The following is a 13,709-nucleotide window of genomic DNA, read 5'->3' as shown; positions in this document are numbered from 1 at the left end:
CGGCGGCTGTGGTCTGACGAGTTATGGAGTGGCGTTGGCCTTTGGCCGCGGTCGGGCCGGCTCTTGCTCTTGTTCGACCGAAACGACTAGCGACCCCGTCGATAACGCGATAATGAAAAGTTCGACTTGATCAATTCCATCTCGTTATCGGCATGGCGTCGCCGCAGCTTTCGCTTCTTCTGGGCCGTCTTCGTCTCAAGCATCTCCGGGTGCTGGACGCGCTTGCGGGCGCCGGAAACCTCCATCAGGTTGCCGCCGCCCTGAACATGACTCAGCCTGCGGCCACCAAGATCCTCCAGGACGCGGAGGCCATCGTCGGTGCCCGGCTGTTCGAACGCCGTCCGCGCGGCATGGTGCTGACGGATCTGGGAGGTTTCGTCGCCGATTATGCCCGGCGGATGCTGCGCGAGACCGAGACCTTCTCCGAGGGGCTGGACAATCTCAAGGCCGGCGGCTTCGGTGCCCTGTCGATCGGCGCGATCATGGCGACCACGCCGGGCCTGCTTCCGCGCGCCATTGCCGAACTGAAGCGGCGACGGCCGCTGATGACGATCCGCCTGTTGGCGGCGACCAGCGACATTCTGCTGCGGGCCCTTGAGCGCAACGAGATTTCGCTGGCTCTCGGCCGCTTCATCGACCCGAGAAATGCCCTCGCCTTCGATATCGAGCCGCTGGCGTCGGAGGAATTGTGGGTGTTCGTCGCGCCGGATCACCCCCTTGCGACGCGCGCCGCGATCTCGCTGGGTGAAATGGCAACGCTGCCGTGGGTCCTGCAGCCGGCGACGAGCCCGATGCGCGGGCTGATCGACAGCACCTTCGCCTCGGCCGGCATCGGCGTATTGAACAATGTGGTGGAGACCACCTCCATCTTCGCCACGCTGCACCTGGTGCGCGAGGCCGGAATGGTCGCCTGCCTGCCGAAGTCGATCCTGGTGGAAGGTGTGGCGGCCGGCACGTTCCGCCGGCTGCCGGTGCACCTGCCGAACCAGCTAGGCCCGCTCGGCATCATCACCCGCCGCGGCGAAGCGCTCGCGGTGACGGCGGTCGATTTCATCAGCGTTCTGCACAGCGTCGCCGCCGAAGCCACCGGTCTGTGAATGGCACGCCCGGCTCGGGACGGATATGACGGCCGCTGGCAGGAGCCCGGTTTCCGGTCGGCAAAGACGTGTTCTTTTAGGCGGTGGATCTCGCGGCGCTTTCGCGCAACGGCCGGAAACATGATATGTGTAAAGATCGGCAGTGACGTACGGCCAACGTTCATGCAGTCCGAGCGGATAGAAGAAGAATCATACTGCGGCTTTGATCCTTTTGCATGATGTGGCTGCGTTGAGGTGCATGGTGACGAGTGGCATCATTCGTGTAGATCCATTCAGTAATTCTGTTTCCTGAGTGGATTTTCACACGGCATATTCAGAATGTAGCTTCGCATTCCAGGTCGTTGGACGTGATGCCCAAAATACTTATAATCGACGACAGTTCGACGAATCGGCGGATCTACTCGGAACTGTCGCGGCAGCTGCAGACAGAAGTGCGTGTCCGGACTTTCGAAAACGGTCGGAAGGCGCTGGACTGGCTGGCGGAGAACACCGCCGACCTCGTTATCACCGATTACAAGATGCCGCACATGACGGGCGCGTCGCTGATCAGCGCCGTCCGCGCGCTCCCCCAGCATCGCGACCTGCCGATCATCGTCGTTACGGCCTATGACGACCGCAGTTTCCGTGTCTCGTCGCTCGAGGCCGGCGCCACCGACTTCCTGCTGAGCCCGGTGGACCATGTGGAATTCCTGGCCCGGGCGCGCAACCTGCTGAAGCTGCGCGCCCAGCACCTGCTCATCACCCAGCGTGCGAACGAACTCGAACTCAACCTGAACGCGACCGACCTGTTGCTCCGGGAGAGCCGGGACGCGCTGGCGCAGGTGATCGACACGGTTCCCGCGCTCATCAGCGCCGTTGATCTCGATGGCCGCTGCGTCTTCGTCAACGCCCATCATGCGGCGTTCGTCGGCAAGGTGCCCGCGGAACTGGTGGGGCATTCCGTGGAAACGCTGCTTGGAGACGAGCGGGGCCATATCAGCCGCAGGCTCGACCAGCTCGTGCTGCGGAACGGGGCTCCGCTGCTCCCGCGCGAAGAAGAGGTGGTGACCCTCTCCGGGGAGCATCGCGTCTACCTGACCACCAAGGCGCCGCTCCACGACAGCATGGGGCGCGTCACCGGCATACTGAACACGTCGATCGATATCACCGAACGCCGCCAGGCCGAGAAGCGGCTCGAATATCTCGCCAACCACGATTCGCTGACCGGCCTGCCGAACCGGCTGATGCTGCGCGACCATCTGCGTCGCGAACTCGCACGGGGCCGTCGCGGGGACCAGAATTTCGCGTTGCATTTCATCGATCTCGACCGCTTCAAGGCGGTGAACGACGCCGATGGCCACCAGCGTGGCGATCGTTTGCTGCAAAGTGTCGCCGAGCGTCTGACGCGCCTCGTGCGTCCCACCTATACGGTGGCGCGGCTGGGCGGCGACGAATTCGCCGTTCTCCAGCCGGATATCGATGGGCCCGAGGATGCGGGTCGGTTCGCCCAGGAGATCCTGGACATGCTCACCGCGGAGGACGACGAGCTGGACGCGGTGAAGATCGGCGCAAGCATCGGCGTCACCATCGCTCCGTCGGACGGGACGGATCCGGACGAGCTGCTGCGCAATTCGGACCAGGCGATGTACCTGGCGAAATCGCTCGGGGGAGGGACCTGGCGGTTTTTCTCGGCCGACATGGCCTCGCATGCGAGCAAGGCTGCGCAGCTCGAGAGCGAACTGCGCAGCGCGGTCAAGCGGCATGAGTTCGAGCTGCACTATCAGCCCTTTGTCGACCTGCGCACCAACAGGGTGGTCGGCGCGGAAGCCCTGCTGCGCTGGCACCATCCCGACCGCGGCCTGTTGCGGCCGGACGCCTTCCTCGGCCTCGCCGAGGAGAGCGGCCTCATCATGGCGATCAACGAATGGGTGCTGCGGGAGGCGTGTCGCCAGGGCGCGGCATGGCAGCGGGCGGGGCTCGGCGCGTTGCGCGTCGCCGTCAATCTCTCGCCCATCCAGTTCCAGCGGCAGAAGGTTGGCGAACTCGTGCGCGACGTGCTCTTGGAGAGCGGGCTGCAGCCGGACCTGCTGGAGCTGGAACTGACCGAGGGCATTCTCATCAGCCATGACGAACAGGTCATCACGGAGATGGAATCCCTGCGCTCGCTTGGCGTCAGCCTCTCGGTTGATGACTTCGGCACCGGCTATTCGTCACTCAACTATATCCGCAACTTTCCGCTGCACCGGCTGAAGATCGACAGTTCCTTCGTGAGGGATCTGGCGCATGGTCCGCGTGCGCTCGCCATCGTGCGGACCATCATCGACCTCGGCCATATCCTGAACCTGCAGGTGCTGGCCGAAGGCGTGGAGGAGGAAGCACAGCTCGCGGTTCTGCAGGCCGAGGGGTGCGACGAGGTGCAGGGCTATTATTTCAGCCGGCCGATCCCGCCCGACGCCTTCGTCGAGTGGCTTCTGGCGCGCGAGGCCGAAGCCGTGGGCACGCGACCCGGCACGGGACGGACGCATGCCGGCCGGCACTAGCGCCGTGTGGACGGCGGTCGCGCCAGTGCGATGGATGGCCGCCCGTCTGCACGATCGTCCCGACAGTGAACATGAGATGAGCTACAACCGGCTCGTCTTCTCCGTCATCATCGTCATCGTGCTCCTGCTGAACCGCAAGACAAGTGATGTCGGCGATGCGTTGCGGGTCATGGCGCTCTACATACCGCTCGCCGTCGGCGTGCTCGGGCACATCATCCTTTTCCCGGGAGTCTCGCGCGGGCGCCGTCTGTTCGCGCTGCTGCTCGACTGCGGCTTCCTGTCGTGGCAGCTCCATCTGGGAGGCGAGATCGCGGCGCTGTTCTTCCCGATCTATCTGTGGGTCATCTTCGGCAATGGTTTCCGCTTCGGCCTGCCGCAGCTCGCCATTGCCATACCCGTCGCCACCATCAGCTTCGCGATCATGGTCTGGACGACGCCATATTGGCATGGCCAGTTGCACCTCTCGATCGGCCTTCTGGTCGGCCTCGTCATTCTTCCGGCCTATGCAGGCACGCTGATCCGCAAGCTTTCCCATGCCACCAAGGCGGCGGAAGAGGCGAGCCAGGCCAAGAGCCTCTTCCTTGCCAGCGTAAGCCACGAGCTGCGCACCCCTCTCACCGCCATTGTCGGCATGACCGGGCTGCTGCGCGTCACGCCCCTGGTGCCGGAGCAGCGCGAAATGGTGGAGACGGTCGATGTCGCCACCCGATCGCTTCGGACCCTGATCGACAGCCTGCTGGATCTCTCCCGCATCGAGGCCGGCCGAATGCCGGTACCGGACGAGCCGTTCGACCTGCTGGCCCTGCTCGTCGATGCGCGTCGGCTGGTGGAAAGTCAGGCGCGCGAGCGGGGCCTCTCCTTCGACATCCACGTGACGCCGCGCACCCCGCTTCACTTGAGCGGCAGCCGCCAGCACCTGCATGAGGTTCTGGTCAATCTGGTCGGCAATGCGGTCAAATTCACCCATGAGGGCGGAGTGACACTGGCCGTCGATGCCCGGCCGGCCGAGGACGGCACACTCCGGCTGACGATCGAAGTGTCCGATACCGGCATCGGCATCGCGCCGGCGGACCAGCAGCGCATCTTCGAGGATTTCACCCAGGCCGATTCCAGCATTCTCAACCGTTTCGGCGGGTCGGGGCTCGGGCTTTCGATCACCCGTCGGCTAGTCGGCCTCATGGGTGGGACAATCACCGTCGAAAGCGCCCCGGGCGAGGGCAGCACTTTCCGTTTCCATGCCGTGGTCGAACCCCTTTCCGACGACGAGCTGATCGACGACGAGGCGTGGCGCGGCCGCGAAGTCGTGCTGGTCTGTCGCGATCCAGCGCCGCTCGCCGGCGTTCGCGAGGCGCTTCTGACGCTCGGCATCCGCCCGATCCTCGCGGATCCCAGGCTGGGGCCGCTGCGGATGTTTCCGGCGAACGCGGCGGGCGCCATCCGCCTGCTGTTCGAGCCGGACACCCGCCTCCTGGCACTGCCGGCGCCCTCGGTCCAGGGGCCGCCACCCAAGGCGATCCTCATCCGGCCGGATGCAGGAGCCGATCTGCCCGACATGGAGACGCAGCGCCGCTGCGCATCCGTGCTGGGGACCGCTCCGACCGCAGCCGAGCTGAAGCGGGCGCTGACCGTTGCCTGCCGTATCATCCTGCCGGCGACCGGGCCGGCCACCACCCTGCAGCGTTTGCTTCCGAGCCGGCCGCGTCGTCTGCTGCTGGCCGACGACAACCGCATCAACCAGAAGGTCTTCCGCCGCATTCTGGAAGGAGCCGGGCATTCCGTGCTGGTCGCGGAGACCGGCGATGAGGCGCTTGACCTGCTCGGCGAAAAGGCCGACGCGCTCGATCTGGTGCTGATGGACTTCAACATGCCCGACACGGACGGGCTCGAGGCAACCAAGCTCTACCGGATGATGGATGCCGGTCAGGGCAAGGATCGGCTACCCATCGTCGGGCTCACGGCTGATGCGACCGCGCTGCATGACGAGCGCTGGCGCAATGCCGGAATGGACGACTGCCTCATCAAGCCGGTCGAGCCTGCCGTCCTTCTGGCTGCGGTCGATCGCCTCGCGCGCGGAGGGGGCACGCTCGTCCCGGTGCCGTTGCGGCTCGTCGAACCGACGGGGTCAGGAGAAGAGGCCGATCCGGGGCGCGGCTCGGGGGCGGTGGTGGACGACAAAGCCATCGAGAGCCTGCGCCAGCTCGGCGGCCCGCGCTTCGTCGCGGAGCTGATGGAGGACTATCTGGTCGACGCGGAGGTCATTATCCAGCGCGTGATCGAGACGGCCCGCCGAGGCGACCTCATGGCTTTCCGCAACGAGGCTCACGCCCTGCAGAGCTGTTCCGCCAATGTCGGTGCGCTGGCGCTGGGCTCGCTCTGTGCGCCGTGGCGCGAACTGCGCGCCGACGAACTGCGCGCCGGCGTCGTCGAATTGCAGCGGCAGGCCGACGCCGAACTGCGCAGGACCCGGGAGGTCATGCGCGCCTGTTCGGAGCGGATGCTCAACCTCGGTTGACGTCGCAACCCGGCGGGCGGGGGTCCCGCCGGGTTGTACAGGCCAGGACATCACTCGGCCGCGAGGAGCGGCATGGGTGCCTCAAGCCCAGCCAGCCGGCGATTCTGCGCGGTGCACAGGCGGTCCATCTTCCGCAGGTCCGCCTCGGTGAGATTCAGCGCGGCTTCAGCCCAGATGTCGACCACGTCGATGAGTTCCTCCAGCGTGACGGGATTGACGCGCCGGCGAGCCTTGTAGGTCGCCTGGTGGGCGTTTTGCTTGCGGTTGTGGCGGGCGATGTAGTCCATGACCGCCTGCTGACCCTGGCCGTCCTCGGCCAGCACGTCGACCACGCCCATGGCGTGCAGTTCCTCGGCGGTGTGGATCCGCCCGGACAGGATGAGCGCTTCCGCCTTGGCGCGGTCCATACGCCGCGACAGGAAGCTGTAGGCGCCCATGCCGGGGAACATGTTGAACAGGATCTCCGGCAGGCCGAGCTTGGCGCTGCGTTCCGCAACGATGAGGTCGAAGGAGAGGGCATGCTCGAAGCCGCCGCCGAGCGCATCGCCCTGCACCAGGGCCATGGTCACGATGGGGGCATCGAACGCGACAGCATTGCGGTGAATCGCCTTGACCGCGACATGGCCGTAATGGCGCATGGCGTCGAGGTCACGTGTGCGGATGCGCTGGGCGAAATGGCCGAGGTCGCCGCCCAGATTGTAGATGCCGGGCACGTCCGAGGCCATCACGAACCAGGAGAAGGGCGTCGCACGCGGGCTGGAGATTTCGGCGAAGCTGCGGGTGATTGCCGTCTGCATCCGGCTGATGTCGCCCATCAGCGCATGGGTGTAGGAGGGCTTCTCCACCGGCTTCATGTAGCACCAGCACGTGGCGTTGGTGGTGTCGATATCGAGCCGGAGATTCTCGTAGCCGCCGTCGTGGATTGTGCGCACGGCCCGGTCTATGGCAAAGCGCGTGGCGTCGGTCACGGTGTCGTTACGGAAAGCGTCGTCGCTGCTCTTGTGGATAAAGGACATGTTGTCGCTCCATGAGTGAGTGGTGGGTTGATAACCGCCAAGCGGCACAGACCGCGCTGGTCAGCTACCCTCACATTAGGCGCGCGACTTGATGGGAGAGCCACAAATTACGGGTGGAACCGATGGTTTGCGGTACTTTTCGATCGGAAACCGGGCTTTCGCCGCTCATCCCGCCACGAGGGGCGGGGACAGGGGCTTTTGACGGGATCGAAGGCTGTATCTTTTGCCCGGGGGACAGCGAAGGCGCGCCGGCACGGGCGCGGTGTCGGGCGGTTCTCCAACCGCGTATAGCTGCAGCATGCCGGCGTCACAGCCCATGACACCGGCTGGACCGATCGCCTATATAGGTGCTCTAAGAGGTCGCAGCAGCGGGTGTGCTCTTGACGATGTTTCCCGACAGGACGGTTGCCGGACGGCGCGGTCGCAGCTTCCCGCCGCTTGGCCGGTGCGCGCCCCGGGCGTTCCGGGCGCTGATCCACCTGCCCGCCTCTTGCGAAGACCCAACGCCCGACGCCCCGGGCAGCACATGCTGAAGGCCGCCGACATGTACATCCCGACCCTGGACGACATGATTGCCGCGCGTGCGCGGATCAACGATTACATCCACCGCACGCCGGTCCTAACCTCGCGGATGCTGAACGAGCTCACCGGCGCCGAGCTGTTCTTCAAGTGCGAGAGCTTCCAGAAGGCGGGTGCCTTCAAGGCGCGCGGCGCTTCCAATGCGGTGTTCGGTCTCACCGACGAGCAGGCGGCCCGGGGCGTCGCCACCCATTCGAGCGGCAATCACGGCACCTGCCTCAGCTATGCGGCCGGACGGCGTGGCATTCCCTGCACCGTGGTCATGCCCCGGACCGCGCCGCAGGCCAAGAAGGATGCCGTGCGCGGCTATGGCGGGCGCGTGGTGGAATGCGAGCCCTCGACCTCCTCGCGCGAGGCGGTGTTCGCCGAGGTCGTCGCCGAGACCGGCGCGGAGTTCGTCCACCCCTATAATGACCCGCGCGTCATCGCCGGCCAGGCGACCTGCTCGGCCGAGCTGATCGAGCAGGTGGATGGCCTCGACGCGGTCGTCGCGCCGATCGGCGGCGGCGGCATGGTGTCGGGCACCTGTCTCACGCTGTCCAGCCTCGCCCCCTCCATCAAGATCTATGCCGCCGAGCCGCTGAACGCGGACGATGCCGCCCGCAGCTTCCGTGCCGGCCACATCATCGCCGACGACGCGCCGGAAACCATCGCCGATGGCCTGAAGGTGCCTTTGAAGGATCTCACCTGGCATTTCGTGAGCAACCACGTCACCGATATCCTCACCGCGACCGAGGAGGAGATCGTCGACGCGATGAAGCTCATCTGGAAGCGCATGAAGATCGTCATGGAGCCTTCCAGCGCCGTGCCTTTGGCCACCATTATCAAGAACCCCGACGTGTTTGCCGGAAAGCGCGTGGGCGTCATCATCACCGGCGGCAATGTCGACCTCGACAAGCTGCCCTGGAACTGAGGAAACCGCCATGAACGCCAAGACGGACATCTCTCCGGATTTCTCCGGCTATGAAGTCGGCTACGACATTCCCGCCGTTCCCGGCATGGACGAGGCCGACATCCAGACCCCGTGTCTGATCCTCGATCTCGACGCGCTGGAGCGCAACATCAAGAAGATGGGCGACTATGCCGCCTCGCACGGCATGCGCCACCGCAGCCATGGCAAGATGCACAAGTCGGTCGACGTGCAGAAGCTTCAGGAGCGCCTCGGCGGCTCCGTGGGCGTGTGCTGCCAGAAGGTGTCGGAGGCCGAGGTGTTCGCCCGCGGCGGTATCAAGGACGTCCTTGTCACCAATGAAGTGCGCGACCCCGCCAAGATCGACCGCCTCGCCCGCCTCCCGAAGTTCGGCTCCACGGTCACGGTCTGCGTCGACGATGTGAGCAACGTGGCCGAAATCTCGAAGGCCGCGCAGAAGCACGGCACCGAGATCGGCATTTTCGTCGAGATCGACTGCGGCGCCGGGCGCTGCGGCGTGAAGACCAAGGAAGCGGTGGTCGAGATCGCCAAGGCGGCCGCCGCCGCGCCGAACCTCACCTTCCGCGGCATCCAGGCCTATCAGGGCGCCATGCAGCACCTCGACAGCTACGAGGCCCGCAAGGAGAAGCTCGATGCCGCCGTGGCACAGGTGAAGGAAGCGGTCGAGGCGCTGGAGGCCGCGGGCCTGAAGCCGGAATTCGTCTCCGGCGGCGGCACCGGCTCCTATTACTTCGAGTCCGCCTCGGGCGTGTACAACGAGCTGCAGTGCGGCTCCTACGCCTTCATGGATGCCGATTACGGCCGCATCCACGACAAGGACGGCAAGCGCATCGACAAGGGCGAATGGGAGAACTCGCTGTTCATCCTCACCTCGGTGATGAGCCATGCCAAGCCTGCTCTCGCGGTGTGCGATGCCGGTCTGAAGGCGCAGTCGGTGGATTCCGGCCTGCCGGTCGTTTTCGGCCGCGATGATGTGAAGTACATCAAGTGCTCGGACGAGCATGGCGTGATCGAGGATCCGAACGGCGTGCTCAAGGTGAACGAGAAGCTGCGCCTCGTGCCCGGCCATTGCGACCCGACCTGCAACGTCCATGACTGGTATGTCGGCGTCCGCGGCGGCAAGGTCGAGGCGGTGTGGCCGGTCTCGGCGCGTGGAAAGGCCTATTGATGCTTGTCGTCGCCGAAAAGGACATTGCCGGGCTCATGACCCCGGAAGCCGCGTTCGAGGCCATCGAGGCGGTCTTCGCTTCGATGGCGCGCCGCAAGGCCTACAACTTCCCCGTCGTGCGCGAGGCCATCGGCCACGAGGACGCGCTCTACGGCTTCAAGGGTGGCTTCGACGGCGCGGGCCTCGCGCTCGGCCTGAAGGCGGGCGGCTACTGGCCGCACAATCAGAAGCACGGGCTGATCAACCACCAGTCGACCGTGTTCCTGTTCGATCCCGACACCGGCCGCGTCAGCGCGGCGGTGGGCGGCAACCTGCTCACCGCCCTGCGCACGGCGGCGGCGAGCGCGGTGTCGATCAAGTACCTCGCGCCCAAGGATGCGAAGGTGCTGGGCATGATCGGCGCCGGCCACCAGTCCGCCTTCCAGATGCGGGCGGCGGCGAAGGCCCACGCCTTCGAGAAGGTGCTCGGCTGGAACCCGCATCCCGAGATGCTGGGCCGGCTCAAGGCCACCGCGGCCGAGATCGGCCTGCCGTTCGAGGCGGTGGAACTGGACCGACTGGGTGCTGAAGCGGATGTGATCATCTCGATCACCTCATCGTTCGGACCACTGCTGCTGAGCGAGCATGTGAAGGGCCCGACCCACATCGCGGCGATGGGCACCGACACCAAGGGCAAGCAGGAGCTCGACCCGGCTCTGGTGGCGCGGGCCAGGCTGTTCGCGGACGAGATCGCTCAGTCGGTGACCATCGGCGAGTTCCAGCATGCCGTCGCGCAGGGCCTGATCGCGCAGGACGCGATCGCCGAACTCGGGGCGGTTGTGACGGGCGACAATCCCGGCCGCGGCGAGGCCGAGGTCACGATCTTCGACGGCACCGGCGTCGGCCTGCAGGATCTCGCTGTGGCGGCGGCCGTCGTCGAGCTCGCCAAGGCCAAGGGCATCGCCACGTCGGTCGAGGTGTGAGGCTCATCGATCCTTGAAGGTTCGGATGCCCGGTCGAAAGGCCGGGCATCCCTCGTTCAGGCCTTCTTCACCAGATTGTCCGTCCAGCGCCCGGCGATATGCGGCAGGACCGGCGCGCTCCGTCGTCCCAGCATCAGCGCCGCGACATGGGGCGGCGTCAGCGGCAGCTCATGAACCGGCCGCCCGATGGCGTTGGCCACGGCGCAGGCGACGCTGGCGCCCACATTCAGGATCGGCACCTCGCCCGCGCCCTTGATGCCGAGAGGACCGAGCGAGGGCGCGCCCTCATAGAGCGAAACCTCCACCGGCACCACATCGGGCGCCAGCGGCACGCGATAGGTCTCGAAGCCGGTTTGCAGGATGTTGCCCTCCGACCCGATCGTCACCTCTTCCTGAAGGGCATAGCCCATCCCCTGCACCACACCGCCCTGAATCTGGCCGAGAATGGCGCGCGGGTTGAGCGCGCGGCCGACATCCTGCACCACGCGATAGGCCAGCATCTCGACATGCCCGGTGTCGGGATCGACCGCGACCTCGCAGTCATGGACGGCGAAGACCGGGATATCGAGCGCGTCGATGAAGTGTCCCGCCGCACAGCCGGACATGGCCGGCGTTCCCTTGCTGGTGAAGCCGCCGGTGCCGGCGATCGGCCCGAGCAGCGTCTGCGCCCGACTCGCGACCTCGGCGATGCTCAGGCCGGGGCCGTTGGAGCCTGCCACCTCGATCCGGCCCTCCCGGATCGTCAGGTGCTCGGGATCGGCGTCCAGCATGTCGGCAGCGACGCGCAGCAGCTTGCCCCGCACCTCGCCGGCGGCGGCGAGGCTGGCGGCGCCGAGCGAAACGGTTGTGCGGCCGCCGCCCACCCCGACATCGAAGCCCGCTGCATCGGTATCGGCCTGCCGCACCACGACGTCCTCTGGCCGGATGCCGAGCGTCGCCGCCACGATCTGCGGTAGCCCGGTCATCATCGAGCCGGAACCGATCTCCACCCCGGAGGTGACCAGCGTGGCGCTGCCATCGGCATTCATGTTCACCGTTGCCGCGGAGGGCCCGGTGAAGACGAACCAGGTGCCGACCGTAGTGGCGCGGCCGTAGAGCCGGCCGTCGGCCATGCGTGTCGCGGCGGTGGGGATGCCCCGAAGCGTGTCCATCCGCTCCAGCATCGGGCGCAGCACCTCGCCCTCATAGCGCTGGCCGGTGGCGCCGAGATCGCCGTCGCCGAGCACGTTGCGATAGCGGAAGGCGAGCGGATCCATGCCGATCGCCTGCGCGATCTCATCGGTATGCCGCTCCAGCGCGAAGGTGTTGTAGACGCCGTTGCAGGCGCGGAACGCACCGTTCGGCGCAGTGTGGGTGTAGATCGCGCGCGACACCAGACGGCTCGCGCCCACCCGGTAGTTCCCGCCCAGCGTATGCGCGGTCATGGTGGTGAGGAAGATCTGCTCGCCGCCATAGGCGCCGCAATCCATCAGCACCACTGCCTCGCGCCCGAGGATCTCGCCGGCCCGGGTCACGGCCGAGCGGATGCGGATCTCGGCGTTTTCCCGGCACAGGCAGGTCAGCATCTCCTCCTCGCGGGAATTGACAAGCCGCACCGTGCGCCCGCTTGCCCGCGCCAGAAGGGCGGCGAAGGGCTCGATCGCCATGTCGAATTTCAGCCCGAAGCCGCCGCCGACCGGAGGCACCGTCACGCGCACCTCGGAAGCCGGCACGCCGAGCACGCGCGCGGTCGCGTTGCGCACGGTCCATGGCACCTGCGTCGAGGTTTCGATGTGGAAGCGGCCATCCTCGTAATGTGCAACCACGGCCCGAGGCTCGAAGGCCAAGTGATTCTGCCGGCCGACGCGGAACGTGTTCTCGACGATCACCGCGTCGGGGCGCGCGAAGGCGGCGTCTACATCGCCGCGGATCGCGGTCGCCTCCCACGCGACGTTGCCCTCGCGGCGGCCACCCTCGAACAGGACCTCATAGTCTTGCCAGCCCGGGTGAACGAGTTGCGCGCCCTCGGCCAGCGCGTCCGCCATGGTGATGACGGCGGGCAGCGGCTCGATCTCGATCTCGATCGCGGCGAGCGCGGCAGCGGCGTCTTCCGGCCGCTCGGCGGCCACGGCGGCCAGCGGTTCGCCGATATAGCGCACCACGTCGCGGGCGAAGAGCGGATGATCGGCAATGCCGATGCCGACGAGGCCCGGCGCGTCGTCGGCGGTCACGATCGCGTGGACGCCGGTGAGGGCGGCGGCGCGCGAGGTGTCGAGCCGCCGGATGCGGCCGGCCGCGAGAGGCGAGCGCAGCACTGCGGCGTGGAGCATCCCGGCGCCCGCACGGTCCATGGTGTAGCGGGTGCGGCCGGTGAGCTTGTCCCGAGCGTCGCGGCGCTTAAGGTCCATGACCGCGGCGGAGGGATCGACGGTGGAGATTTCGCTCATGGCTCGCCTCCCTGCAGCGCGCCGGCGGCTGAGAGGGCGGCATCGAGGATGCGCTCGTAACCCGTGCAGCGGCAGGTGTTTCCGGTCAGCGCGTGGCGCAGTTCCTCGCGGCTCGGCGCGGCGTTGCGGCGGAGCGCGTGGGTCAGCGTCATCACCATGCCGGGAAAGCACATCCCACATTGCACGGCGTCATGCGCTTCCAGCGCGTTCTGTACCGGGTTGAGACGCCCGGCGGGGGACAGGCCCTCGATGGTGCGGATGTCACGCCCTTCGGCGAGGCCGCCGGGGGTGAGGCAGGACAGGGTCGGCTCGCCGTCGATCATCACGAGGCAGGCACCGCAGAAGCCCTCGCGGCACACCGGCTTCGCCCCCGTGAGGTGGAAGCGCTCCCGCAGCAGGTCGACGAGCGGCGTCATCGGGTCGTCGGGCGCGAGGCTCTCCCGGCCGTTGATGGTGAGGCGCAGGGTCATGAGGCCGTCTCCCGCATACGAAATGAACA

At 66.7% G+C, this 13,709-nt stretch carries 9 protein-coding genes; 6 read left to right on the top strand and 3 right to left on the bottom strand.

Annotation, left to right across the window (positions count from 1 at the left end; translation table 11 throughout):
- Positions 1 to 152: 152 nt before the first annotated feature.
- The 3 genes from MWN34_RS14845 (at position 153) to MWN34_RS14835 (ending at position 6,128) form a co-directional block, all read left to right on the top strand.
- The gene (locus MWN34_RS14845; protein ID WP_247030087.1) at positions 153 to 1,097 is read left to right on the top strand and encodes a LysR family transcriptional regulator; all 945 of its coding nucleotides are present in this window, start codon (positions 153 to 155) and stop codon (positions 1,095 to 1,097) included.
- A 350-nt stretch (positions 1,098 to 1,447) separates the two neighbouring features.
- Positions 1,448 to 3,616 (top strand): EAL domain-containing response regulator, encoded by a 2,169-nt coding sequence (locus MWN34_RS14840; protein WP_247030086.1) that lies wholly within the window; start codon positions 1,448 to 1,450, stop codon positions 3,614 to 3,616.
- Positions 3,617 to 3,692: 76 nt separating this feature from the next.
- Positions 3,693 to 6,128: a hybrid sensor histidine kinase/response regulator gene (locus MWN34_RS14835; protein ID WP_247030085.1), complete on the top strand. Its 2,436-nt coding sequence runs from the start codon at positions 3,693 to 3,695 to the stop codon at positions 6,126 to 6,128.
- Positions 6,129 to 6,178: 50 nt separating this feature from the next.
- Here MWN34_RS14835 and MWN34_RS14830 read toward each other — a convergent pair whose 3' ends face one another.
- Positions 6,179 to 7,144: a crotonase/enoyl-CoA hydratase family protein gene (locus MWN34_RS14830; protein WP_247030084.1), complete on the bottom strand. Its 966-nt coding sequence runs from the start codon at positions 7,142 to 7,144 to the stop codon at positions 6,179 to 6,181.
- A gap of 544 nt (positions 7,145 to 7,688) precedes the next feature.
- Here MWN34_RS14830 and bhcB point away from each other — a divergent pair.
- From bhcB to bhcD, 3 genes are read left to right on the top strand one after another with little or no spacing between them, the layout of a single operon-like run.
- The gene (gene bhcB, locus MWN34_RS14825) at positions 7,689 to 8,636 is read left to right on the top strand and encodes a beta-hydroxyaspartate dehydratase BhcB (protein WP_247030111.1); all 948 of its coding nucleotides are present in this window, start codon (positions 7,689 to 7,691) and stop codon (positions 8,634 to 8,636) included.
- A 10-nt stretch (positions 8,637 to 8,646) separates the two neighbouring features.
- Positions 8,647 to 9,822: a 3-hydroxy-D-aspartate aldolase BhcC gene (gene bhcC, locus MWN34_RS14820; protein WP_247030083.1), complete on the top strand. Its 1,176-nt coding sequence runs from the start codon at positions 8,647 to 8,649 to the stop codon at positions 9,820 to 9,822.
- The gene (gene bhcD, locus MWN34_RS14815) at positions 9,822 to 10,784 is read left to right on the top strand and encodes an iminosuccinate reductase BhcD (RefSeq protein WP_247030082.1); all 963 of its coding nucleotides are present in this window, start codon (positions 9,822 to 9,824) and stop codon (positions 10,782 to 10,784) included. The genes bhcC and bhcD overlap by 1 nt, the downstream gene beginning before the upstream one ends.
- Before the next feature lie 56 nt (positions 10,785 to 10,840).
- Here the strand turns inward: bhcD and MWN34_RS14810 are convergent, their stop codons facing one another.
- A complete protein-coding gene (locus MWN34_RS14810) occupies positions 10,841 to 13,210 on the bottom strand; it encodes a xanthine dehydrogenase family protein molybdopterin-binding subunit (protein ID WP_247030081.1) in 2,370 nt (789 codons plus the stop codon).
- Entirely contained in the window at positions 13,207 to 13,680 is a 474-nt protein-coding gene (locus MWN34_RS14805; RefSeq protein WP_247030080.1) for a (2Fe-2S)-binding protein, read from the bottom strand. The genes MWN34_RS14810 and MWN34_RS14805 overlap by 4 nt, the downstream gene beginning before the upstream one ends.
- Positions 13,681 to 13,709 lie beyond the last annotated feature (29 nt).

This window comes from Ancylobacter crimeensis (genome assembly GCF_023016805.1).
GTDB lineage: Bacteria > Pseudomonadota > Alphaproteobacteria > Rhizobiales > Xanthobacteraceae > Ancylobacter > Ancylobacter crimeensis.
The sequence above is the reverse complement of the archived record's forward strand: the minus strand, read 5'-3'. Positions and strand labels throughout refer to the sequence as shown.